We start from the raw sequence: 22,665 nt of genomic DNA, 5'->3' as shown, positions 1-22,665 counted from the left end.
GTCCGACAGCGTATTGAATCGCTATCTCCACAGTTTCGCGGGCGAAAAGTCGCCAATGGCCATCAGGTTTTACGAGCTTGACTTGCAGACTGCGCGGAACGATCCCGCGAGTGTAGGCATCGCAATGACGGAGCAGAGCCTTCAGGTCGATCAGCACGTGCTGGAATACGCTACGCCCACGATCGGCGATTTTGTCAGCGTGCACGGGTTTTGCTCGCGCAATCATCGCTTGAACGCGCTTGAAGGTTTCGTCCGGATTCAGACACAGCGCGAGCAATTGCCGAATGGCGTGTTGGCGCTGGTCCTGCCGGACCCGGTCGGGATGGTCCAGGAAATCAATCATCAGCGCCTGGGTTGGCTAAGGGAGCGGCAGGCTTATGAGGCAGACCCGCTCAACAACTACAAATTCTTCACGTCCGAAAGCCTGAAGCGCCTGCGTGAACTCTGCAAAGTGGCCGCGGACAACGCCATTGCCCACAGTCCCTATGCTTACCACAGTGGAACGGCGGGGCCGCCGGTTTTCGGCGACCCCGCTCGCGAGCGAGCCGAACAGGTCGAGCACAAGGCAGGGAAGCTGCTTGCGCGGCTCGATGAGCGATACGACGAAGTGGCGCGCGCCAGTTGGGAGAAAGCGTTCGAAGCGCACAAGGCGCGGTTGCAGACGCAAGTGGACAAGCTGGCCGAACTCTACGCAGACCAGATCCTCAACAACCCGATGTTCCGCTCGGCGGAGCAGTATGACGACGATGCGCAAAATGCGTACTCAGTATTGGGTTACATCCGCACCATGGAGCTGTGCCTGAGCGGCGGCATCACCGAAGCAACGCCTAAACCAGATTCCGAGGGCAACATTCAACCCGTCACCGGACCGTCAGCGCGCGCGTGGGAAGCCTGGGTCAAGGATGGTCAGAGCATCGTCTTCAAGACCCTGCTGGCGCTCGACAAAAGCCTGATGCAAAGTTTGGTGCCCACGTTCGGCAATCAGGGCGAACTGGATTGGAACGACTTCGGGAAGCTCTACGCCCCGGTCACCAAGATCATTACCAGTAGCGACCTGGGCGACAAACTCATATGGCCTAACGTCCAGGACGCGATCGCCAGTGTGCTGGCCGCTTACAACGGTGCGGTGAGCCGACTGGAACTGAAGGTTGATGCCGGCGTGCGCAACGTCGCCACGCGTGTGAACAGCGCATCGCTCTTGCTGTACTCGCGCACATACATGACCCAGGTCGCCGTTCAGATGAAGCTGGGTGAGTTTTACACATTGATGTGCAAGCAGATCGGGGAAGACCGAAACAGGCTTGCGACGGCCATTGAGAAAGCGACCGGAAAGGCGCACAAGCAGGTGCGGTCGGTGCTGACTGCTGGTGTCCTCAGCCTGGCCCTGAGCGATCCGAAACTCGCGGAACAGATGGTTGACGTGGTGTTGTGGGCCGAAGGAAACGCGAATGACTTGCGAAAGCGCTTTGGCGACGTCGTCAAGGATGCCACCCAGCAAACAGGGGAGGTTATCGGAGACGCCACGCGCCGGGCCGGCGGAGCGCTAAGCGAACTCAAAGTGCTCGCCGGCACGCTGGAGCCGGGGGCGCGCAAGGCCTTGGCCGGTCTTCAGCTAAACGTGGCGCGGGCCGCCGACCTCGCGCAGACCGGATTGAGGGGCGCGCGCAGTGCTGCCGCGATTGCCCGCGGCACGGTCGGAAGCGCTGAACTGCTGCTTGCTGTTGGCTCCACGTACCTGTTATCGCAGGGCTTGCGTAAATCGGTTGAAGCCGTGGATGCCACCTTTGGAGCTAAACACGTGGAAGCCGTGCTGGCGGTGTATTCGGCGTCGATCGGAGTTTTGGGGGGAAGTTTTGAGGTAGTGGGACTGGCGTTGAAGGGCAGTGCCGAACAGGCGCGGAAGGTCCTGCGCGCGCCTGCGACCGGGAGCGGTGCAATCAGCCGGATCGCGAATGCTGGTAAAGCTCTGGCGCGATTTGGAGCTTTACTGAGTGCGGTATCTGGTTTCGTCGATGCAATCGCGTCATTCAAATCTGCAAGAAATGCTCGCGATTTGGGAGGCCGACCGGAGGTTGGATATTACACAGCGGCCGCGTTTTATGGAGCGAGCGCAGCTGCGTCGGGATACGCTATTTACGCAAGCTCCGCAGCCATTCTAAGCTCGACATGGGTGCTTGGACCCGTCGGTTGGGCAATTCTTTTCGGCTTGATCGCATATATAGCCGAGAGAATCGGAGAGGAAGCAGAATCTTCGCCATTGGAGAGGTGGGTCTACTGCAGCCACTTTGGTAAATCCGATTCCGGTAAATTTACCGACGCCAGTACTGCGGTTGCTGCGTTGAATGCAGCTGTTTTGGGAATCGATGCACATGTGATTTTTGATTCTGAGATCCGCTTGGTGCATTACGAAGGGTTGGCTGCAGCCATGGGAGGCATGGAGGCTGGCCCCGCAGTTATCCCGCGCTTGAAATATCGAATAGTTCTTCCGCGATACGACTCGGTCAGGGCTGCGTACTCATGGAAACTTCAAGTCAACCGCTATCGGGGGGACGAAGTGCTCGCGTCGGGCAATTACCCTCACGATGCTGCAAAAAAGGAAGAAGTGATCCTTCCATGCAATCCGTTGGATTACCGCCCGGATAGCACCATTCCGACAGTCAAGGAAGAACTGCTGACTCTCGCTGATGAGAGTAAGTCGAGTTTCCTTGTCATCGAGGGGGATGTCGAACTTTCGGTAGGGCACGATATTGATGTGGTAGTCATCAGCGTCGAGTACCTCCCCAATGTTATCGATCCCGAGATGATTGCCAAAGTGGAATGTATAGAAGCAAAGTAATGATGAAAAAAAATGCACGTTTGGATAATCCAACAAAAGGGTGGCGAGCCGACCTGCCTCTGCCGAATACATTGCCTAGTGCACCACTGCCTCTGTTAGGCCGCTGCCCGAACTTCGTGGACGATATCTATCTGGAACTTAGCGGCTCCCGCAATTTGAATCGCACAGTCATATTCATTTTTGCTTTTTCGATGTTCCTAATAGCAGTATTTATCGTAAAGATATTTTTCTTCGATCTTGGCGGCGGCGCATTTTCGAGCCACCCATTTCTGTTCATGCTGACGACGGCCTTGTCAATTGGGACACTGGTTGCCGGAATAGGAATATTCCGCTCTGGCGCGGCCCCCCCTCGCGATGAGCCGATCCGCTTTAATCGCAAGCGTCGCAAGGTCTACGTTTATCGCTTTCACAACGGCAACCTAGTAAGCGGCAAAGGTACGGGCGTATGCCCCGTGATTTTTAACTGGGAAGATCTGCGCGCCGAAGCCTGGAGCCGAATGAGCCCAAGCCCGAGCGGCGTCCCGATTTTTGCTTGGGGCGTCGATATTGCAGTGGTTGCACAAGGTTCCAATCACGTTATTGATCGCTTCCAATTGGCCGGCAGCAATGCCGATGGGGAACATATGTGGGCCATGGCGCGCGCGTTCATGAACCAGGGACCCGGGTCGTTGCCAAAGTATTCGAACCTACCGCGTGATTGGAATAATCACATCCCGGCGTGTGATCCTGGGCTGCGACTGGCACCAAAAGTGCATTGGCCGATTGATATGGACGTTGAGTCGAAGACGGCGCCGTAGAACGCGTTTGTTCAGCTTCCGAATCTTGATCGAGTGGTCTCGCGGCATTGATCGCTTCCAATTAGCTGGCAGCAACGCCTACGGCGAACACATGTGGGCAATGGCGCGCGCGTTCATGAGCCTGGGACCGGAAGCATTACCCCAATATCCAAACCCTTCCCGTGATTGGAACAAAGATGTGCCGCTCTATCACTTGACCCTGCGTTTAGCGCCCAAGGTGGGGTGGCCGGATGATATGGACGTCGAATCGCGCACGGCACCGTAACTCGTCTTTGGTTGGCGCCGAAGTCAAAGTGCCGACGATGTGCCGTTGGAGCCACGCATCTACTGTCGCAGGGGTTGCGCCAATCGGTTGAGGCCGTGGATGGGCTCTCGGCCGAGATGCGGCGAAGATTCTCCGCGCACCGGTGACGGGTGCCGGTGCGACCACAATACGGCATCGACGTGTCGCCCGAGTTCACCAAATCGCTGATCGATGGGGACACGGGTGAAGGCCTTGCGCAGCACAAGGCCATCTATCTGGGCGCCAGACACCAACGCCAAACCAACAACCGATGCCTTACTTAGCGGCCCCTACCGACCACCCCTTAGACAACTCCACTGCCTGCCGCCACCGCTTCATCCGCGCATCTCTCACGGACTGAGGCCAGGCCGGCGTGAACGTGCGTTCAGCCTGCCACTTCGATGCAAATTCATCCTGACCCGACCAGAAGCCTACAGCCAGGCCGGCGAGGCCCGCTGCGCCGAGTGCAGTCGATTCGGGAACCCGGGGGCGGACAACCGGAACGCCCAGAATGTCAGCCTGCATCTGCATCAGCAGGTCATTGCGGGCGGCGCCGCCGTCGACGCGCAATTCCGTCAAAGCGATGCCGCTGTCCGCATTCATGCACGTCAGCAGTTCAGCGCTTTGCAGGGCGATGGATTCCAGCGTGGCACGTGCGATGTGGGCGCGTGTGGTGCCGCGAGTCAGGCCAACAAGGGTGCCGCGCGCGTAGGGATCCCAGTGCGGTGCGCCCAGACCGGCGAAGGCCGGGACCATGAAAACGTCGTCCGTGTCCGAGACGCTGGCGGCCAGGGATTCGATTTCTTCGGAGCGCTGGATGATGCCCAACCCGTCGCGCAGCCATTGAACCGCAGCGCCGGCCACGAAGACGCCGCCTTCCAGCATGTACGCCGGCTTCCATTTGTCCTGCCCCGCTTGAGGCAGGCCCCAGCCGACCGTGGACAGCAGGTTGTTGCGCGATTCGACGGGCTTGTCGCCCACGTTCATCAGCATGAAGCAGCCGGTGCCGTAGGTGTTCTTGGCCATGCCCGGCGTAAAGCAGGCCTGACCGAAGGTCGCGGCCTGCTGGTCACCCGCCACGCCCGCGATGGGCACGGAGCCGCCCAGCCATTCCGGCAGCGCCTCGCCGACGATGGCGCTGCTGGGCGCGATCTGCGGCAAGACGCTGCGCGGGATGTTGAGCAGCGCCAGGATGTCGTCGTTCCAGTCCTGCGTGTGCAGGTCGAACAGCATCGTGCGCGAGGCATTGCTGGGGTCGGTGCTGTGTACCGCGCCGCCCGTCAGTTGCCAGATCAGCCAGGTGTCGATGGTGCCGAAGGCAAGTTCGCCGCGTTCGGCCAGGCGGCGGGCGCCGGGCACGTGGTCCAGCAGCCAGGCCAGTTTGGTGCCGGAAAAGTAGGCGTCGACAACCAGGCCCGTGCGCGCCTGCAGGAAGTCGCCGTGGCCGTCCTGGCGGAGCTGGTCGCACATCGGGGCCGTGCGGCGGTCCTGCCAGACGATGGCGCGCGCCAGCGGGCGGCCGGTGGCGCGTTCCCAGATCAGCGTGGTTTCGCGCTGGTTGGTGATGCCGATGGCGGCGATGTCAGCGGCAGCCGCGCCGGCGTTGCGCAAGGCTTCGCGGGCGACGTCGAGCTGGCTGTGCCAGATCTCGTTGGCGTCGTGCTCGACCCAGCCCGGACGGGGATAGTGCTGGCGGAATTCACGTTGGCCGACGCCGCGGACCACGCCGTCGCGGTCGAACACGATGGCCCGGGAGCTGGTCGTGCCCTGGTCCAGGGCTAGGACAAATTCATTCGTCGTCACTGTTTTTCGCGCCGTTCAGGTGTGCCCCGGCCAGCGGGTCGAGGCGTCTAAAGGAGAAAGTCGATGCCATGCACAGCAGGCCGATGACGATGAAGCCGGCAACCACGTCGCTGATGGCCAGCGTTTCGGCGCCGCGCAGCGACATGCTGATGTTCAACGTGACCGCAGCCACCCCGACGCCCAGCGTGATGCCCAGTTGCTGGGCCATGGCCGAAAAGCTGCTGGCGCGGCTCATCTTGGCGGGCGGGATGTCGGCATAGGTTAGCGTATTTACCCCCGTGAACTGCAACGACCGGAAGAAGCCGCCCACCAGCAGGATGGCGATCATCAGCCATACGGGCGTGGCCGGGTTGAAGGCGCCGCAGACGATGATGAAACCGCCCGTCAGTAGCGCATTCAAGGTCAGCACGCGGCGAAAGCCGAAGCGTTGCACGATGGGCGTGGCCACGAACTTCATCAGCAGCGCGCCGGCGGCGCTGGCGAAAGTGATGAGGCCGGCCGAGAACGGCGAAAGGCCAAAGCCCACCTGCAGCAGCATGGCCAGCAGGAACGGCGTGGCGCCGACGGCAAAGCGGCACAGGTTGCCGCCCAGCGTGGAGATGGCGAACGTGGGAATCCGCATCAGGGACAGATCGATGATGGGATGTTCGGTGCGCCGTGCGTGCACGCCGTACAGCAGTCCGCACACGATGCCCACGGAGATCAGGCCGAGCAGCATGGGCAGCGGCATCACGTCGCGGCCGATGGCCTCGAAGCCGGTGACCAGGGTGGCCAGGCAGCCGGCGCTCAGCAGAAAGCCGATCCAATCGAGCCGCGGCGTGCCGGTTTCGCGGATTTCGGTGACGTACCGCAGCACCAGAAAAATGCCCAGGAACCCGATCGGGATGTTGATCAGGAAGATCCAGTGCCACGACATGTACGTGACCATGAAACCGCCTAGCGGCGGTCCGATCACCGGTCCCAGCAGTGCCGGGATCGACAGGAAGGACATGGCCTTGAGCAGATCCTGCTTGGGGACGGTGCGCAGGAGGATGATGCGGCCCACCGGCACCATCATGGCGCCGGCCATGCCCTGGACGATCCGGGCCAATACGAGTTGGGGGAGGTCCTGCGAGATAGCGCAGGCGACGGAACTGAGGGTGAACAGGCCGATCGCGGTAATGAATACGCGCCGGGCGCCGTAGCGGTCCGCCGCCCACCCACTGATGGGCACGAAGACGGCGACGGCCAACAGGTACGACGTGATGGCCACATTGAGCCGCACCGGGGTGGATCCCAGGGCCCGTGCCATGGCGGGCAGGGCGGTCGCCACGACCGTCGCGTCCAACATTTGCATGAACAGCGCGCAGCCGACGATGAAGGGGATCATGCGCGCCGCGCGCACCGCATCCGGGGTTGACGGTGGAGCGGGATTGGCTGCGGCGGCGGATTCTGCGGACATGTCGGACGGGCTGCGGTGGAAGCCTGACGATTGTAACGCCGGGGATATGGCCGCCGTGAAGTAAACTCGAGACATCTGCAACCTAATGAAATTGGCGTCATGGCGACCAACTACGAATCCGAGATCACCCAGTTCCTCAAGGACTTCAAGAAATCCCACCCTGGCACCGAAGAGCGCCAGCGCGAGGGACGCGCCCGCCTCTGGGACAAACCGCAGGATCAAGAGCTGCTCGAAGGCTTCCGCGCGGCTCGCGTGGCGCAAAGGCCGTACGTGTATCAGGCCGACTGATACCGTTCTCGGCAAACATGGTCCAGAACCCCTCGGTGCCAGGCGATGCCCTGGCCAAGCTAGTGGCACCGTCCGTCGACAGCACGCCCGACACCATCGATAGCGTGGCGTTTGCGCGTCTGTATGGCGAACCGCTGTTCCAGATGCCGACGGACCTGTACATCCCGCCCGATGCGCTGGAAGTCTTCCTCGAGGCGTTCGAAGGGCCGCTGGACCTGCTGCTTTACCTGATCCGCAAGCAGAACTTCAACGTTCTGGACATCCCCATGGCGGATGTCACGCGGCAGTATCTGTCGTATGTGGATCAGATCCGCATCACCAATCTCGAACTGGCCGCCGAATACCTCCTGATGGCGGCCATGCTCATCGAGATCAAGTCGCGCATGCTGCTGCCGGTCAAGAAGACCGACACCGGCGAAGAGCCCGAAGATCCCCGCGCCGAACTGGTCCGCCGCCTGCTCGAGTACGAGCAGATGAAGCTGGCCGCCCAGAAGCTCGACAAGATGCCGCAGCTGGGGCGCGATTTCGTCAGCAGCCAGGCCGTGGCCGACCTCAGCGTCGAGCGCGCGCTGCCCGACGTCAGCGTGGACGACCTGCGCGCGGCCTGGGCCGACATCATGAAGCGGGCCAAGCTGAACCAGCATCACCACATCACGCGCGAGCAGCTGTCCGTGCGCGATCACATGACGCACATCCTGCGCCGCCTGAACGACGTGCGTTTCATGGAGTTCGGCGACCTCTTCATGGAGCGCGTCCGCGAGGGCGCACCCGCCGCGGTCGTCGTCGTGCATTTCATCGCCATGCTCGAACTGGCGCGCGAATCGCTGCTGGAAATCACGCAGGCCGAGCCGTATGCGCCCATCTACGTCCGCCTGGCGTACACCAGCGTGGCAGCCGTCGCGGCCTGATCCTGACCGGGCTCCTGCCCACCCCGGAGATTCCCTTGAAAGTCGTACACACCATCCAGGAATTGCGCGATCACCTGCGCGGACAGAACCGCGTGTCGTTCGTGCCCACCATGGGCAACCTGCATGAAGGCCACCTGTCGCTGATGAAGCTGGCGCGCCAGCACGGCGATCCCGTCGTGGCTAGCATCTTCGTGAACCGCCTGCAGTTCGGCCCGAACGAGGACTTCGACCAGTATCCGCGTACCCTGGCCGCCGACATCGAAAAGCTTGAAGCGGCGCGTGACGTCTACGTGCTGTTCGCGCCGAACGAGCGCGAGATGTATCCCGAGCCGCAGAATTTTCGCATCCAGCCGCCCGATGACCTGGGCGACATCCTGGAAGGCGAGTTCCGTCCCGGGTTTTTTGCCGGTGTCAGCACCGTCGTGCTGAAGCTGTTTTCCTGCGTGCAGCCGCGCGTGGCGGTGTTCGGCAAGAAGGACTACCAACAGCTCATGGTGGTGCGCAACATGTGCCGCCAGTTCCAGTTGCCCGTCGAGGTGCTGGCGCATGAAACCGTGCGCGCGGACGACGGCCTGGCGCTGTCGTCACGCAACCGCTACCTGACCGACGGCGAGCGCGCCGAGGCGCCGGCGTTGTACGCCGAGCTTCAGGAGATCGGCCGCCGCCTGGCCCAGGGCGAGCGCGATGCTGCTGCGTTGGAGAACGACGCGGCCCAGCGGCTGACGCAGCGCGGCTGGAAGGTCGACTATGTGGCCCTGCGCCGCCAGCGCGATCTGAAGCGCCCCGAGGCCGCCGACCTGCAGGCGGGCGAACCCGTCGTCGTGCTGGCCGCGGCCAAGCTGGGCGCCACGCGACTGATCGACAATCTGGAATTGGTCTACACGGCCTGAAGCGGCGGGTCGGTGACATCCGGGCGCGCGATGCGGGGCGCTCGGTACAAGGCACCTGGTACAGGCGCTTGATAGGGCAATTGAGGCGAGGCGTTTTCATCAGCCCCTAGCAGAATTGCCAGCTTACGGCGGCCCGGCCGGCGGGGCAGACTGTTTGCAATCCTACATTGCAAACGAGCTTCCATGCCCTTTCCTCACCCCGAACTCGACGCCGCCCTTTCAGCCCTGACCGCCCGCGAACGCCAGATTGTTGACTACGTGGCGGCTGGGCGCGCCAACAAGGTCATTGCCATCGACCTGGGCATTTCCCTGCGCACGGTCGAGGCCCACCGCGCCCGCATCTTCGCCAAACTCGGCGCCCGCAACGCCATGCAACTTGCCTGCCGGCTGTGTGCGCACGGGCAGTCCGGCGCATCGCCCGTTCCGGGCGCGCACTGGCCGTCCCGCACTATGCCGCCTTTCGTCCGCCCTGGCGCGCCGGCCCAGGCATTGCACGAGCCCGCCAGCGAATACGGCGACTGCCCGGCAAAACCCGATGTTCCTCCCTGATGGCGATTTGGTGCCGGCGGTCTTGTGCTCACACGTAAGGCAAGCCGTGCTTCGCAGCCAAAACCCTCCGCCATAACGTGCAGCCGTGGGGGCCGCCGTATTCCGCCGCGCTTGTCGTTTCACCGGGCCCAATGGCTGCCGGCCAAAGAATTCGGGCCTGACGAACAAGGTGTTCGTCAGGCCCGGGTGGGGTGCTGCGGTGTTCGCCCTGCGGCGCTCACGCGCCGTGGGCGGACATCCCTTCGATCAAGGGCACTTGGGCGCTGCGGCGCTGGCCAGTTCGTCGATCGGGTCCAGATCCGGCTGGCGGGTCAGGTTGTAGTTCAGGTTGGGCGTCTGGCCGCCAATGGAGCGCACACGCAGCACGTTGTTGGCCGCGACCACGAATTCCACGCGGACATTGCCTTGGCCGTCCATCAGGATGACGCGCGGCGGGCGTTCTTCGGTGGCATCCCAGCAGCCTTGCTCGGAAACGGGCGGGCCCTTCTTGGGATCGTTGTCCAGGTAGGCGGTGCGGCCGCGCCAGCGGCCATTGGGCGCCAGCGTCAGCGTCACGCGCTGGGCCGTGCACTGCATGGCGGGCGAAAAACACGGCAGCGTGCCCATGTAGGTTTGCGGCTGCGGAACGAGGCTATGGGTGATGCCGTTGGCCGCAGGGGCAGGGGCAGGGGCCACGGGGGCGGGTGCCGAGCCGCCGGCGCCGCCGGAGCCACCGGCACCGCTTTCTGCGCCTTCGGGCACGGACTGGCCGTCTTCGGTGGTCTGGCCGGCAGCAACCGCCTGCTGATTCTGGTTCTGTTGACGGCGCGCGTCGGGCTTGAGCTCGATCTGCACTTGCGACGGGGCGCGGATGACGGTGCGGTAGCCGGCGCCGGAACCTTGATACTGGGCGTCGGTCACGGTGCTTTCGGCAGGCAGGTCGTAATAGCCTTCAGCTTTCTGCTTGGCGCAGCCGGTTGCGGCGATCACGGTGCCCGCTAGCAGCAGCCCCATGACGCTGAGTTTGCGGGAGCGGGAAACGATTTCTACGCGCGCGGCCATGGCAGCTTATCCGTGAATTGAGTCTGTCTCCGATTTTACGCACTTATGCGAAGATTCGATACGTTCCCCTTAGCCGTTCCCGGGCATCCCGGCACTTTATGCACAAATTACGACACGGCCGCGCGCGGCTCCTCATTCCTTGCGCCATCGCCGGTTTGTCGGATGGGCAGGCGCGTCCCGACCGCAAGGGGCGATGACGCCGATGTGGCACGTCTTTGATCTACCCTTTGGCGTCTTCATCGGCGTGGCGGCGCTGGCGGGCCTGTTCGTGGGCAACTGGCTGACGGTGCTGACCCATCGGCTGCCGCGCATGATGGAGCGCGAGTGGCAGGCGCAGTGCCTGGACGCCGCCGGCAAGCCGCGGCCCGCCGGACACTATGGCCTGCTGTCGCCGGCCTCGCAATGCCCGGCCTGCGAGGCGCCCATCGAAAGAATGGCCCGGATTCCCGTACTCGGCTGGCTGCTGCTGCGCGGCCGGTGCGCGGCGTGCCACGCGCCCATCGGCTGGCGCTATCCCGTCATTGAACTCCTGACCTGCGCGCTGTTCGCCGCCTGCGCGCTGCGCTTTGGCGCAACGCCGATCGCGTTGGCGGCCATGGGCTTGTCGGCCATGCTGGTGGCGCTGGCATGGATCGACTTCGAAACGACGTTGCTGCCCGACGTTCTGACGCAGCCGCTGGTGTGGGCGGGCCTGCTGGTGAACCTGTTTGATGCATTCACCAGCGTGCAGACGGCGGTGGTCGGCGCGGCAGCCGGGTATCTTTTCCTGTGGGTTATCTTTCATGTGTTCCGCCTGTTGACCGGGCGCGAAGGCATGGGGCAAGGCGACTTCAAGCTGCTGGCCGCGCTGGGCGCGTGGTTTGGTGTCGAGGCCTTGCCGATGTTGCTGCTCAGTGCGTCGCTGGTGGGCGTGCTGATCGGCGGGACGCTGACGCTCACCGGCCGCGCCAGCCGCGGCCAGCCCTTGCCCTTCGGGCCGTACCTGGCGCTGGCCGGCCTGGTCATGCTGCTGCTGGGCGGCGAACAAGGCATATGGCAGTTCATGAACTAGGGACGGCCGGTCAGGACGGCCGGTCCGGACGGCCAGTTGGGGCGACCAGTCACGACGGCCGGTCAGGACGATCGGCCAGCCGAGGGCCGCTGGTATCGACGGCCATGCAACGGCACTAAGCAAGAGACAAAGGAAAGGCAGCATGTTCAACATTGGTCTGACGGGCGGCATTGGCTCGGGCAAGTCCCGCGTGGCGGACATGCTGGCGGAGTGGGGCGCGGCGTTGGTCGACACCGACGAGATCGCGCGATTGCTCACCGCCGCCGGCGGCGCTGCCATGCCCGCGATCGAACACGAATTCGGACCGCAGGCGCTGACGCCCGACGGCGCGCTGGACCGCGCGTGGATGCGCACGCAGGCATTCGCCGATCCGCAGGTGCGGCGGCGGTTGGAGGCCGTGCTGCACCCGGCCATCGGCCGCGAAACGCAGCGGCAGGCGGCGGCCGCTCGCGGATCGTATCTGGTCTTTGTGGTGCCGCTATTGGTTGAGTCCCTGGACCGTTGGCGTGACCGCGTGGATCGTATCTGCGTGGTCGATTGCGATCCCGAAACCCAGGTCGCTCGCGTGCAGCAGCGCAGCGGGCTGACGGAGCAGGACATCAGGCGTATCATGGCGGCACAGGCTGCGCGGGCACGCCGGTTGGAGGTCGCGGACGACGTCATACTCAACGACGCAACGACAACACCGGAACAGTTGCGCGCGCGGGCGTTGACCCTGCATGACCGCTGGCTGGCGCTGGCGACCACCACGGGCCGGTAAGCCAGCGGCTGCCGGCACCCCTGAAAATTCTTGGCCCGCCGGCCAACCACTTGATAGGGCCTGTAAAAAAGCGTGATCGTTTACGAATATCCCTTCAACGAGCGCATCCGTGCTTATCTGCGGCTGGAATACCTGTTCGACAGGCTCTTCTTCTTTGCTCGCGAGGGTGACTCACGCCAGCATCAGGTTGCCGTCACCTCCCTTTTCGATCTGCTCGACGCGTGCGAACGCACCGACGTAAAAGGCGCGGTCCTGCAAGACCTTGAACGCCAGCGCTTGGCGCTGGTCGGGCTGCGCGATCATCCCGGCGTGGCGCAGGACGCGCTGGAAGGCATGCTGCGCGAAATGGAAAAGGTGGCCAGTGCCCTGGCTGCCCCTGGCAAGACCGGCCAGTCGCTGCGCGAGAACGAATGGCTGACCAGCCTGCGCGGACGCCTGTCGGTGCCCGGCAGCGCCACGCAGGTCGACATGCCTTCGTACTATGCCTGGCAGAACAAGCCCGAGGCCGCGCGCTGCGCGGACCTGCAGGCGTGGGTGTCCCCCTTCATTCCCCTTTACGATGGCCTGACCCTGGCGCTGCGCCTGTTGCGCGAGTCCGGACGCAAAACCGACATCGTGGCCGAGCAGGGCGCCTATCAGCAGATGCTGGGCGGCAAACAGTTCCAGCTGCTGCGCGTCTGGGTGGACCCCACCCACGGCGTCTTCCCCGAGATCAGCGCCAATAAGTACATGATCTGGATACGTTTTTCCACCCAGGACGGGGAGTTCAAACCCCAGCAGGTGGCCCGTGATGTGTCATTCCAGATGACCCTCTGTAGCTCTTAGGCTGAAGTTACGCAGGGTTTCGCTGCCCGGATTCCTGTTGCGGGTAGTTTCAGCATGACGGTCATCAGGGCCGAAATCGGGACGGTCTAGTAGACAATACGGCTTTCCTTCCGAGTGTGCCGGAACCGTTTCCATGTCCGATAGCCGTCCTGTATCCCCACCCACCCGCTGGAGCCGTCGCCGCGTGGTCGGCTTGGGTCTGCTGCTCCTCGTTGTGGCGGCAATCGCGTGGTTGGTGCTCCGGCCCTCGGCCAAGCAGGGTGGTCCCGGCGGACGTGCCGGCGGCCGGCCTCCCATGGCGGCCATGGCCAACTTGCCGGTGCCGGTGCGGATCGCCACCGCCGCCCAGCAGGACATCGACATCTTCCTGCGCTCGCTGGGCACCGTCACCGCCTACAACACCGTCACCGTCCGAAGCCGCGTCAGCGGCGAACTCGTCGACGTCGCCTTCCAGGAAGGGCAGCAGGTCAAGGCCGGCGACCTGCTCGCGCAGGTGGACCCGCGTGCGTTTCAGGTGGCCTTGGATCAGGCGCGCGGCACGCAGATGCAGAACCTGGCCCAGCTGGAAAACGCCCGCCGCGACCTGCAGCGCTACCAGGCCCTCTTCAAGCAGGATTCCATTGCCCGCCAACAGGTCGACACGCAGGCCGCGCTGGTGCGCCAGTACGAAGGCACGGTCAAGAGCGATCAGGCCAATGTCGACAACGCCAAGCTGCAACTCGATTACGCGCGCATCACCGCCCCGATCAGCGGCCGTCTGGGTCTGCGCCAGGTGGACCGCGGCAATCTCGTGTCCAGCGCGGACACCAACGGTCTGGTCGTCATCACCCAGACTCAGCCGATTTCCGTGGTCTTCACCCTGCCTGAGACGCAGTTGCCCGAAGTGCGCGCGGAACTCGCCGCCGGCAAGACGTTGACGGTCGACGCCTACGACCGCGCCGACACCCGCCGCATCGCGACCGGCACGCTCGAAACGCTGGACAACCAGATCGACGTGACCACCGGCACGCTCAAGCTCAAGGCACGCTTCGACAACGCCGACGATGCGCTTTTCCCCAACCAGTTCGTCAACGTGCGCCTGCACGTGCTGACCCGCAAGGACGTGACCGCCATTCCGACGGCGGCGGTCCAGCAGGGCTCGGCCGGCGCGTTCGTCTTCCTGGTGCAGGACGACAACACGATCGCGGTGCGCCAGGTCAAGCTGGGCGCCATCAACAGCGGCATGGTCGCCGTGAACGAAGGCTTGAAGGCGGGTGACCGCGTCGTCACGGAAGGCACCGACCGCCTGCGCGCTGGCGCCAAGGTGGAAATCCTGGGCGGCGCCGAAGTCATTCCCGCCACCCGCGACAAGACGCTGGGCGCGGGGGCGCCGGCTGGCACCACGCCCGCGTCCAAGTAAGCCGAGAACGCCGTGAGCCCGTCGCGCCTTTTCATTCTGCGCCCCGTGGCCACCACCCTGTCGATGGTGGCCATCCTGATCGCGGGCCTCATCGCCTACCGTTTCCTGCCCGTTTCGGCGCTGCCCGAAGTCGACTACCCGACGATCCAGGTCGTGACGCTGTATCCCGGCGCCAGTCCCGACGTCATGACGTCGCTGGTCACGTCACCCCTGGAGCGGCAATTCGGCCAGATGCCCGGCCTGAACCAGATGTCGTCCACCAGTTCGGGCGGCGCCTCGGTCATCACCCTGCAATTCAACCTGACGCTGCCGCTGGACGTGGCCGAACAGCAGGTGCAGGCGGCCATCAACGCGGCGTCGAACCTGCTGCCGTCCGACCTGCCGGTGCCGCCCACCTACAACAAGGTCAACCCGGCCGACGCGGCGGTGCTGACGCTGGCGATCACGTCGCCCACCATGCCGCTGCCGCAGGTGCGCGACCTGGTCGATACGCGCGTGGCGCAGCGGCTGTCGCAGATCCCGGGCGTTGGCCTGGTCAGCGTGGCGGGCGGGCAGCGCCCGGCCGTGCGCGTCCAGGTGAATCCGCAGGCGCTGGCAGCGAATGGCCTGTCGCTGGCCGACCTGCGCACCGCCATCGTCGGCGCCAACGTCAACCAGCCCAAGGGCAACCTGGACGGTCCGCAGCGCTCCACCACCATCAACGCCAATGACCAGCTCAAGTCGCCCACCGACTACAACAGCCTGATCATTGCGTACAAGAACGGCGCGCCGCTGCGGCTGGCCGACGTGGCGCGCGCGGTCGAAGGCGCCGAAGACACCCGCCAGGCCGCGTGGGCCGGCGACAAACCCGCCATCCTGCTGAACATCCAGCGCCAGCCCGGCGCCAACGTGATCGACGTGGTCGACCGTATCCAGGCGCTGATGCCGCAGTTGCGCGCCGCGCTGCCCGCCACGCTGGACGTGACGGTGGTGTCGGACCGCACGCAGACCATCCGCGACTCGGTCGCCGACGTGCAGTTTGAAATGCTGCTGGCCGTCGGGCTGGTGGTCATGGTCACGTTCATCTTCCTGCGCAGCCTGACGGCCACGCTGATTCCCAGCGTCGTCGTGCCGCTGTCGCTGGTGGGCACGTTCGGGATCATGTATCTGTCCGGATTCTCGATCAACAACCTGACGCTGATGGCGCTGACCATTGCCACCGGCTTCGTGGTGGACGACGCCATCGTCATGATCGAGAACATCGCCCGCCACATTGAAGAAGGCGAAAAGCCGATGCAGGCCGCGCTGAAAGGCGCGTCGCAGATCGGCTTCACGCTGATCTCGCTGACCCTGTCGCTGATCGCCGTGCTGATTCCGCTGCTGTTCATGACGGAGGTCGTGGGCCGGCTGTTCCGCGAATTTGCGATCACGCTGGCGGTGGCCATCCTGATTTCGCTGGTGGTGTCGCTGACGCTGACGCCCATGATGTGCGCGCGCCTGCTGCGCGCCGAATCCGAAACGAAGCACGGGCGTTTTCATCAGGCCACGGGCGCCTTCATCGACCGCATCATCGCCGGCTATGACCGCATGCTGCAGGTCGTGCTGCGCCATCAGACGCTGACGCTGATTGTTGCGGTGGCCACCTTTGCGCTGACCGTGTTGCTTTACCTGGTGGTGCCCAAAGGCTTCTTCCCGCAGCAGGACACCGGCCTCATCCAGGCCATCACGCAGGCGCCGCAGTCCATTTCGTTTACCGCCATGTCCGAGCGCCAGCAGGCGGCGGCCCGCCTGGTGCTGGAGGATCCCGACGTGCAGGCCGTGTCGTCCTTCATCGGGGTGGACGGCAGCAACGCCACGCTCAGCGCCGGCCGCATGCAGATTTCGCTCAAGCCCCAGGCCGAGCGCAATGGCGATCTGCGCACCGTCATGGCCCGCCTGCAGGAAAGCCTGAACAAGCAGGACGGCCTGACCGTCTACATGCAGCCGGTGCAGGACCTGACCATCGAAGACCGCGTCAGCCGCACGCAGTACCAGATGACGCTGTCCAACCCCGACCTGAAAGTGCTGAGCGAATGGACGCCCAAGCTGGTCGAGCGTCTGCGCGCCGTGCCGGGCCTGATGGACGTGGCCGACGACCTGCAGGACGACGGCCTGCAGACGTGGGTGGAGATCGACCGCGACGCGGCCTCGCGGCTGGGCATCACCGCCGCCGTCATCGACGAGACGCTGTACAACGCCTTCGGCCAGCGGCTGATCTCCACGATCTTCACGCAGTCCAATCAGTACCGCGTGGTGCTGGAAGTCCTGCCGCAGTTCCAGATGTCGCCCAGCGCGCTGGGGCAGATCCACGTGCCCACGTCCACGGGCGCGCAAGTGCCGCTGTCGTCGGTCGCGCACATCAGCGAAGGCCGGACGGTGCTGGCCGTGAACCGGCTTGACCAGTTCCCCATGGTGACCGTGTCGTTCAACCTGGCGCCCGGCGCCTCGTTGTCCGACGCTGTGGAAAACATCAAGGCGGCCGAAGCCGAAATCGGCATGCCGTCCAGTGTCGAAACGCGCTTCCAGGGCGCGGCGCTGGCGTTCCAGAATTCGCTGTCCAGCACGCTGTGGCTGATTCTGGCGGCCGTGGTCACGATGTACATCGTGCTGGGCGTGCTCTATGAAAGCTACATCCACCCCATCACCATCCTGTCCACGCTGCCGTCCGCGGGCGTGGGGGCGTTGCTGGCGCTGCTGATCAGCGGCACGGAACTGGACATGATCGGCATCATCGGAATCATCCTGCTGATCGGCATCGTCAAGAAGAACGCGATCATGATGATCGATTTCGCGCTGGACGCCGAACGCAAGCGGGGACTCGCGCCGCGCGAGGCCATCCACGAGGCCGCGCTGCTGCGCTTCCGGCCCATTCTGATGACCACGCTGGCCGCGCTGTTCGGCGCCTTGCCGCTGATGCTGTCCACCGGCACCGGCGCTGAACTGCGCCAGCCGCTGGGCCTGGTGATGGTCGGCGGCCTGCTGTTGTCGCAGGTGCTGACGCTGTTCACCACGCCGGTCATCTACCTGATGTTCGATCGCATGTCCCGCCGTTGGCGCGGCGCGGGTGCGCCGTCCGCCGGAGACGCGCGATGATTCTGTCGGCCCCCTTCATCGTCCGGCCGGTGGCGACCACGCTGCTGAGCCTGGCGGTCGTGATGGCCGGCATGCTTGCGTTCTTTCTGTTGCCCGTGGCGCCGCTGCCGCAGGTGGACATCCCCACTATTTCCGTGTCGGCCAGCCTGCCGGGCGCCAGTCCCGAGACCATGGCATCCAGCGTCGCCACGCCGCTGGAACGCTCGCTGGGCAGCATTGCGGGCGTCACGGAAATGACCTCGCGCAGCTCGCAGGGCTCCACGCGCATCACGCTGCAGTTCGACCTGTCGCGCGACATCAACGGCGCGGCGCGCGACGTGCAGGCCGCGATCAACGCGGCGCGTTCGCTATTGCCGACCGGCCTGCGCAGCAATCCCACCTATAACAAGTCCAATCCGTCGGACGCGCCGATCCTGACGCTGGCGCTGACGTCCGACACGCTCAGCCAGGGCCAGCTGTACGACCTGGCCTCCACTATCGTGGCGCAGAAGCTGTCGCAGGTGGACGGGGTGGGCGAGGTCACGGTGGGCGGCAGCTCACTGCCGGCGGTGCGCGTGACGGTGCTGCCCGGGGCGCTGGCCAACCAGGGCGTGTCGCTGGACGAACTGCGCGCCACGCTGGCCAACGCCAATGCCAACCGCCCCAAGGGCGTGCTTGAAAACGACCGCTACCACTGGCAGATCATGGTCAGCGACCAGCTCAGCCGGGCCGAGGAATACCGGCCGCTGATCGTCGCCTGGCGCGACGGCCGGCCGGTGCGCGTGTCCGATGTGGCCAAGGTGGAAGACTCGGTCGAAGACCTGTATCAGACCGGCTTTTTCAACGACCGCAACGCGATCCTGATGGTCGTGCGGCGGCAGGCCGACGCCAACATCATCGAAGCCGTGGACGCCGTGCGCGCGCAGTTGCCCGTGCTGCAGGCGCTGATGCCCGCCGACGTCAACATGACGGTCGCGCAGGACCGCACCCCCAGCATCCGCGCGTCGCTGCACGAGGCCGAGGTGACGCTCATCATCGCCGTCGGGCTGGTGGTGCTGGTGGTGCTGCTGTTCCTGCGGCGCTGGCGCGCGGCCATCATTCCCAGCGTCGCGGTGCCGGTGTCGCTGATCGGCACGTTCTGCATCATGTACCTGTGCGGCTACACGCTGAACACCATCTCGCTGATGGCGCTGATCGTCGCCACGGGTTTCGTGGTGGACGACGCGATCGTGGTGCTTGAAAACATCATGCGCCACGTCGAGAACGGCATGTCGCCGATGCGCGCCGCCTTGCGCGGCTCGCGCGAGGTCGGTTTCACGGTGCTGTCGATGAGCCTGTCGCTGGTGGCGGTGTTCATCCCCATCCTGCTGATGGGCGGGGTGGTGGGGCGTCTGTTCCGCGAGTTTGCCGTCACCTTGTCCGCCGCCATCCTGGTGTCGCTGGTGGTGTCGTTGACGCTCACGCCCATGATGTGCGCGCGCCTGCTGCGGCCCGAACCCAAGGACCCCAAGCCGCGGGGCCGGCTGGCGCGCTGGACCGAGCGCAGCTTTCAGTCCATGCAGGACGGCTATCGCCGCTCGCTGGGCTGGGCGCTGGCGCACGGCCGCCTGATGATGCTGACGCTGGCGATCGCCGTGGGCCTGAACGTCTATCTGTACACCGTGGTGCCCAAGGGCTTTTTCCCGCAGCAGGACACGGGTCAGCTGCTGGGCTTTTTCCGTGTCGACCAGGGCACGTCGTTCCAGGCCACGCTGCCCAAGCTTGAAGCGCTGCGCAAGGTGGTGCTGGACGATCCGGCCGTGCAAAGCATGACCGGATACGCGGGCGGGCGCGGCGGCAGCAACAGCAGCTTCATGCAGATCCAGCTCAAGCCGCTGGGCGAGCGCAAGGTTTCGGCCGACGTGGTCATCAATCGCCTGCGCGCCAAGCTGCAGAACATGCCGGGCGCGCGCCTGTTTCTCGTGTCGCAGCAGGACATCCGCATCGGTGGCCGCCAAAGCCAGGGTTCGTACGACTACACGCTGATGTCGGGCGATCTGCAACTGCTGCGCAACTGGATGCCCAAGGTGCAGCAGGCGATGGCCAAGATTCCGGAGATCACCGACGTGGACGCCGACGTCGAGGACCGCGGCCGCGAGATCAACCTGGTCATCGACCGCGAAGCCGCGACGCGGCTGGGCATCAGCATGGCCACCATTTCCACGGTGCTGAACAACTCGTTCAGCCAGCGCCAGGTGTCGGTCATGTACGGGCCGCTCAACCAGTATCACGTGGTGCTGGGCGTGGACCCGAAGTTCGCGCAGGACATCGAATCGCTGCGCCAGGTCGAGGTCATCACCGCGGACGGCGCCCGCGTGCCGCTGTCGGCGTTCACCAAGCTTGAAAACGCGAACGCGCCGCTCAGCGTGAGTCACCAGGGCCTGTTCGTGGCCGACACCATCTCGTTCAGCCTGGCGCCCGGCGTATCGCTGGGGCAAGCGACCACCGCGATCGACAATGCCGTGGCGCGCCTGGGCTTGCCATCTGACCAGATCCAGGCGGGCTTTCAGGGCACCGCCGCCGCGTTGCAGCAGACGCTGGCGCAGCAACCCTGGCTGATCCTGGCCGCGCTGGTCACCATGTACATCGTGCTGGGCATTCTGTACGAAAGCTTCATCCACCCGCTCACCATCCTGTCCACGCTGCCGTCGGCGGGGCTGGGCGCGCTGCTGGCCCTGCTGCTGGTGCGATATGACTTCACGCTGATTGCGCTGATCGGCGTGTTCCTCTTGATCGGCATCGTCAAGAAGAACGCGATCATGATGGTGGATTTTGCGCTGGACGCCCAACGCCACCACGGCATGACGCCGCGCGACGCCATCTTCCAGGCGTGCCTCACGCGGTTCCGTCCGATCATGATGACGACGATGGCGGCCATCTTCGGCGCGCTGCCGCTGGTGCTGGCCACCGGCGCCGGCGTCGAGATGCGCCAGCCGCTTGGCATTACCATCGTGGGCGGCCTGGTGCTGAGCCAGATCCTCACGCTGTACACCACGCCCGTGGTCTATCTTTATCTGGACCGCTTCCGCCTGTGGGCCGCGCGCCGGCGCGCCTCGCGGGGCGGGAATTCCGCATCCATAGAACACACATGATCCGTACCAAGCCGTATTCCTCCGCCACTCTTGCCCGCGCCGCCGCCACGCTCGCGCTTTGCGCGCTGCTGGGCGCCTGCGCGGTCGGGCCCGACTATCAGCGCCCGGCGCTGGACGTGGGCGCGGCCTACAAGGAAGGCCAGGTCGAGGTGCCCGGCTGGAAGCCGGCCCAGCCGCGCGACGACGCCGACCGCGGCGCGTGGTGGAAGGTCTACGACGACGCCACGCTGAATGGCTTGGTGGACCGGCTGAACACATCCAACCAGACCATCGCGCAGGCCGAGGCGAACTACCGCCAGGCGCTCGGTCTGGTGCGCGGCGCGCGTTCGGGCTTCTACCCCACCGTGGGCGCGGGGGCGGGCATGACCCGGGGCGGTAATGGCGGGCAGAGCGGTTCGTCGACGGGGTCCGGCAGCAACGTGTCCAACCAGTATTCGCTGACGGGCAGCGTCAGCTGGGAACTGGACGTCTGGGGCCGGGTGCGCCGCAGCGTCGAGTCCTCTGAAGCCAGCGCCGCCGCCAGCCTGGCCGACCTGGGCGCGACCCGCCTGAGCGCGCAGGCCGCGCTGGTGCAGACCTATCTGCAACTGCGCGTGCTGGACGAACAGAAGCGCCTGCTTGACGCCACCGTGGCCGCGTACGAAAAGTCATTGCAGCTCACGCAGAACCGCTACGAAGTCGGCGTCGCGGGACAGGCCGACGTGGCCGTCGCGCGCACGCAGCTTGAAAGCACCCGCGCGCAGTCCATCGACCTGGATTGGCAGCGCGGTCAGTACGAGCACGCGATCGCGGTGCTGATGGGCCAGGCGCCTTCGCAGTTCAGCCTGCCGCCCGCGGTGTTCACGTTGCGGCTTCCGCAGATTCCGGTGGGCCTGCCGTCCGAGCTGCTCGAGCGCCGTCCCGACGTGGCCGCCGCCGAACGCCGCGCCGCGGCCGCCAACGCGCAGATCGGCGTGGCGCAGGCCGCGTGGTTCCCCAGCCTGACGCTGTCGGCCGACGGCGGTTTTCGCAATGGCGAATTCGCGGAGCTGCTGACGGCGCCCGCCCGTTTCTGGTCGCTGGGGCCGGCCCTGGCGCTGACGATCTTCGACGGCGGCGCGCGCGAGGCGCAGGTCGAGCAGGCCCGCGCTTCGTATGACTCGCAGGCCGCGGCTTATCGGCAGGCGGCGTTGACCGGTCTGCGCGAGGTCGAGGACTACCTGATCCAGCTTCGCGTGATGGAGCAGGAGCAGATCGTGCAGCGCCGCGCGCTGGAATCGGCGCGCGAATCGTTGCGCCTGATCCAGAACCAGTACAAGGCGGGCTTGGTCGATTACCTGAGCGTGGCCGTGGTGGACGCCACGGCGCTCAGCAGCGAGCGCAATGCGCTGAGCCTGTTGGGCAACCGGCTGGTGGCCAGCGTCAATCTGATCGTCGCGCTGGGTGGCGGTTGGGAAGGACTGCCGGTCGAGACGGCGCGTGCTGACGGCGCCGGGCCGGCCGTGACGCAGACGTCCGCCGCGCAAACACCTGCCGCGCAAACGCCGGCGCAGTAACCGCGCGCGGGGCCGGCGCCCCTGCGCCAGGCGGTGGC

At 65.0% G+C, this 22,665-nt stretch carries 16 protein-coding genes and 1 pseudogene; 14 read left to right on the top strand and 3 right to left on the bottom strand.

Features of this window, described 5'->3' with window-relative positions; genetic code table 11:
* Positions 1-13: 13 nt before the first annotated feature.
* Genes HV681_RS25840 through HV681_RS25830 form a run of 3 tightly spaced genes read left to right on the top strand, consistent with a single transcriptional unit; the run spans position 14 to position 3,898 of the window.
* Positions 14-2,836, top strand: coding sequence for a T6SS effector BTH_I2691 family protein (locus HV681_RS25840; protein WP_175125963.1), 2,823 nt, complete (start codon positions 14-16; stop codon positions 2,834-2,836).
* The gene (locus tag HV681_RS27975) at positions 2,836-3,633 is read left to right on the top strand and encodes a DUF6708 domain-containing protein (protein ID WP_254595072.1); all 798 of its coding nucleotides are present in this window, start codon (positions 2,836-2,838) and stop codon (positions 3,631-3,633) included. Before HV681_RS25840 ends, HV681_RS27975 begins: the two co-directional genes overlap by 1 nt.
* Positions 3,530-3,898: a DUF6708 domain-containing protein gene (locus HV681_RS25830; RefSeq protein ID WP_367647271.1), complete on the top strand. Its 369-nt coding sequence runs from the start codon at positions 3,530-3,532 to the stop codon at positions 3,896-3,898. Before HV681_RS27975 ends, HV681_RS25830 begins: the two co-directional genes overlap by 104 nt.
* A 294-nt stretch (positions 3,899-4,192) precedes the next feature.
* Here the strand turns inward: HV681_RS25830 and glpK are convergent, their stop codons facing one another.
* Both glpK and HV681_RS25820 read right to left on the bottom strand, forming a co-directional pair.
* Positions 4,193-5,719, bottom strand: coding sequence for a glycerol kinase GlpK (glpK, locus tag HV681_RS25825; protein ID WP_175125962.1), 1,527 nt, complete (start codon positions 5,717-5,719; stop codon positions 4,193-4,195).
* Positions 5,706-7,160: a DHA2 family efflux MFS transporter permease subunit gene (locus tag HV681_RS25820; RefSeq protein WP_175125961.1), complete on the bottom strand. Its 1,455-nt coding sequence runs from the start codon at positions 7,158-7,160 to the stop codon at positions 5,706-5,708. Before HV681_RS25820 ends, glpK begins: the two co-directional genes overlap by 14 nt.
* 99 nt (positions 7,161-7,259) lie before the next feature.
* Here HV681_RS25820 and HV681_RS25815 point away from each other — a divergent pair, with 99 nt between their 5' ends.
* The 4 genes from HV681_RS25815 to HV681_RS28065 all read left to right on the top strand — a co-directional run bounded on the left by HV681_RS25815 (position 7,260) and on the right by HV681_RS28065 (position 9,795).
* On the top strand, positions 7,260-7,448 hold the full coding sequence (locus HV681_RS25815; protein ID WP_056564661.1) for a DUF3460 family protein: 189 nt from the start codon (positions 7,260-7,262) through the stop codon (positions 7,446-7,448).
* 17 nt (positions 7,449-7,465) lie between these two features.
* Positions 7,466-8,356: a segregation and condensation protein A gene (locus HV681_RS25810; RefSeq protein WP_105237199.1), complete on the top strand. Its 891-nt coding sequence runs from the start codon at positions 7,466-7,468 to the stop codon at positions 8,354-8,356.
* Between the two features lie 35 nt (positions 8,357-8,391).
* Positions 8,392-9,246 carry a pantoate--beta-alanine ligase gene (panC, locus tag HV681_RS25805; protein WP_175125960.1) on the top strand — a complete coding sequence of 285 codons (855 nt, stop codon included), beginning with the start codon at positions 8,392-8,394 and terminating at the stop codon, positions 9,244-9,246.
* Between the two features lie 183 nt (positions 9,247-9,429).
* Positions 9,430-9,795, top strand: a complete 366-nt coding sequence (locus tag HV681_RS28065) for a response regulator transcription factor (protein WP_217467871.1) — start codon at positions 9,430-9,432, stop codon at positions 9,793-9,795.
* Between the two features lie 246 nt (positions 9,796-10,041).
* Here HV681_RS28065 and HV681_RS25795 read toward each other — a convergent pair whose 3' ends face one another.
* Complete coding sequence (locus HV681_RS25795) at positions 10,042-10,836, bottom strand: copper resistance protein NlpE N-terminal domain-containing protein (protein WP_175125959.1); 795 nt, start codon at positions 10,834-10,836, stop codon at positions 10,042-10,044.
* A 202-nt stretch (positions 10,837-11,038) separates the two neighbouring features.
* Between HV681_RS25795 and HV681_RS25790 the strand changes: the two genes are divergently transcribed.
* The 7 genes and pseudogenes from HV681_RS25790 to HV681_RS25760 all read left to right on the top strand — a co-directional run bounded on the left by HV681_RS25790 (position 11,039) and on the right by HV681_RS25760 (position 22,627).
* Positions 11,039-11,887 carry a prepilin peptidase gene (locus HV681_RS25790; protein ID WP_175125958.1) on the top strand — a complete coding sequence of 283 codons (849 nt, stop codon included), beginning with the start codon at positions 11,039-11,041 and terminating at the stop codon, positions 11,885-11,887.
* A gap of 142 nt (positions 11,888-12,029) precedes the next feature.
* Positions 12,030-12,723: pseudogene (gene coaE, locus HV681_RS25785) on the top strand (dephospho-CoA kinase).
* A complete protein-coding gene (zapD, locus tag HV681_RS25780) occupies positions 12,720-13,472 on the top strand; it encodes a cell division protein ZapD (RefSeq protein ID WP_175125956.1) in 753 nt (250 codons plus the stop codon). Before coaE ends, zapD begins: the two are co-directional and overlap by 4 nt.
* A gap of 133 nt (positions 13,473-13,605) precedes the next feature.
* A complete protein-coding gene (locus HV681_RS25775; RefSeq protein ID WP_175125955.1) occupies positions 13,606-14,871 on the top strand; it encodes an MdtA/MuxA family multidrug efflux RND transporter periplasmic adaptor subunit in 1,266 nt (421 codons plus the stop codon).
* 12 nt (positions 14,872-14,883) lie between these two features.
* On the top strand, positions 14,884-17,982 hold the full coding sequence (locus tag HV681_RS25770) for an MdtB/MuxB family multidrug efflux RND transporter permease subunit (RefSeq protein WP_175125954.1): 3,099 nt from the start codon (positions 14,884-14,886) through the stop codon (positions 17,980-17,982).
* Positions 17,979-21,092: a multidrug efflux RND transporter permease subunit gene (locus HV681_RS25765; protein ID WP_175125953.1), complete on the top strand. Its 3,114-nt coding sequence runs from the start codon at positions 17,979-17,981 to the stop codon at positions 21,090-21,092. Before HV681_RS25770 ends, HV681_RS25765 begins: the two co-directional genes overlap by 4 nt.
* Positions 21,089-22,627, top strand: coding sequence for an efflux transporter outer membrane subunit (locus HV681_RS25760; RefSeq protein ID WP_254595070.1), 1,539 nt, complete (start codon positions 21,089-21,091; stop codon positions 22,625-22,627). The genes HV681_RS25765 and HV681_RS25760 overlap by 4 nt, the downstream gene beginning before the upstream one ends.
* The last annotated feature ends 38 nt before the right edge of the window (positions 22,628-22,665 follow it).

The organism is Achromobacter animicus, assembly GCF_902859585.1.
GTDB lineage: Bacteria > Pseudomonadota > Gammaproteobacteria > Burkholderiales > Burkholderiaceae_B > Achromobacter > Achromobacter animicus.
This window is presented reverse-complemented; position numbering and strand designations above follow the sequence as displayed.

Excerpts from the sequence above, each read along its gene's own strand:
- HV681_RS27975 (WP_254595072.1), top strand. The coding sequence starts at position 2,836 with ATGATGAAAAAAAATGCACGTTTGGATAATCCAACAAAAGGGTGGCGA.
- HV681_RS25820 (WP_175125961.1), bottom strand. The coding sequence starts at position 7,160 with ATGTCCGCAGAATCCGCCGCCGCAGCCAATCCCGCTCCACCGTCAACC.
- HV681_RS25815 (WP_056564661.1), top strand. The coding sequence starts at position 7,260 with ATGGCGACCAACTACGAATCCGAGATCACCCAGTTCCTCAAGGACTTC.
- HV681_RS25810 (WP_105237199.1), top strand. The coding sequence starts at position 7,466 with ATGGTCCAGAACCCCTCGGTGCCAGGCGATGCCCTGGCCAAGCTAGTG.
- HV681_RS28065 (WP_217467871.1), top strand. The coding sequence starts at position 9,430 with ATGCCCTTTCCTCACCCCGAACTCGACGCCGCCCTTTCAGCCCTGACC.
- HV681_RS25795 (WP_175125959.1), bottom strand. The coding sequence starts at position 10,836 with ATGGCCGCGCGCGTAGAAATCGTTTCCCGCTCCCGCAAACTCAGCGTC.
- HV681_RS25790 (WP_175125958.1), top strand. The coding sequence starts at position 11,039 with ATGTGGCACGTCTTTGATCTACCCTTTGGCGTCTTCATCGGCGTGGCG.
- HV681_RS25775 (WP_175125955.1), top strand. The coding sequence starts at position 13,606 with ATGTCCGATAGCCGTCCTGTATCCCCACCCACCCGCTGGAGCCGTCGC.
- HV681_RS25765 (WP_175125953.1), top strand. The coding sequence starts at position 17,979 with ATGATTCTGTCGGCCCCCTTCATCGTCCGGCCGGTGGCGACCACGCTG.
- HV681_RS25760 (WP_254595070.1), top strand. The coding sequence starts at position 21,089 with ATGATCCGTACCAAGCCGTATTCCTCCGCCACTCTTGCCCGCGCCGCC.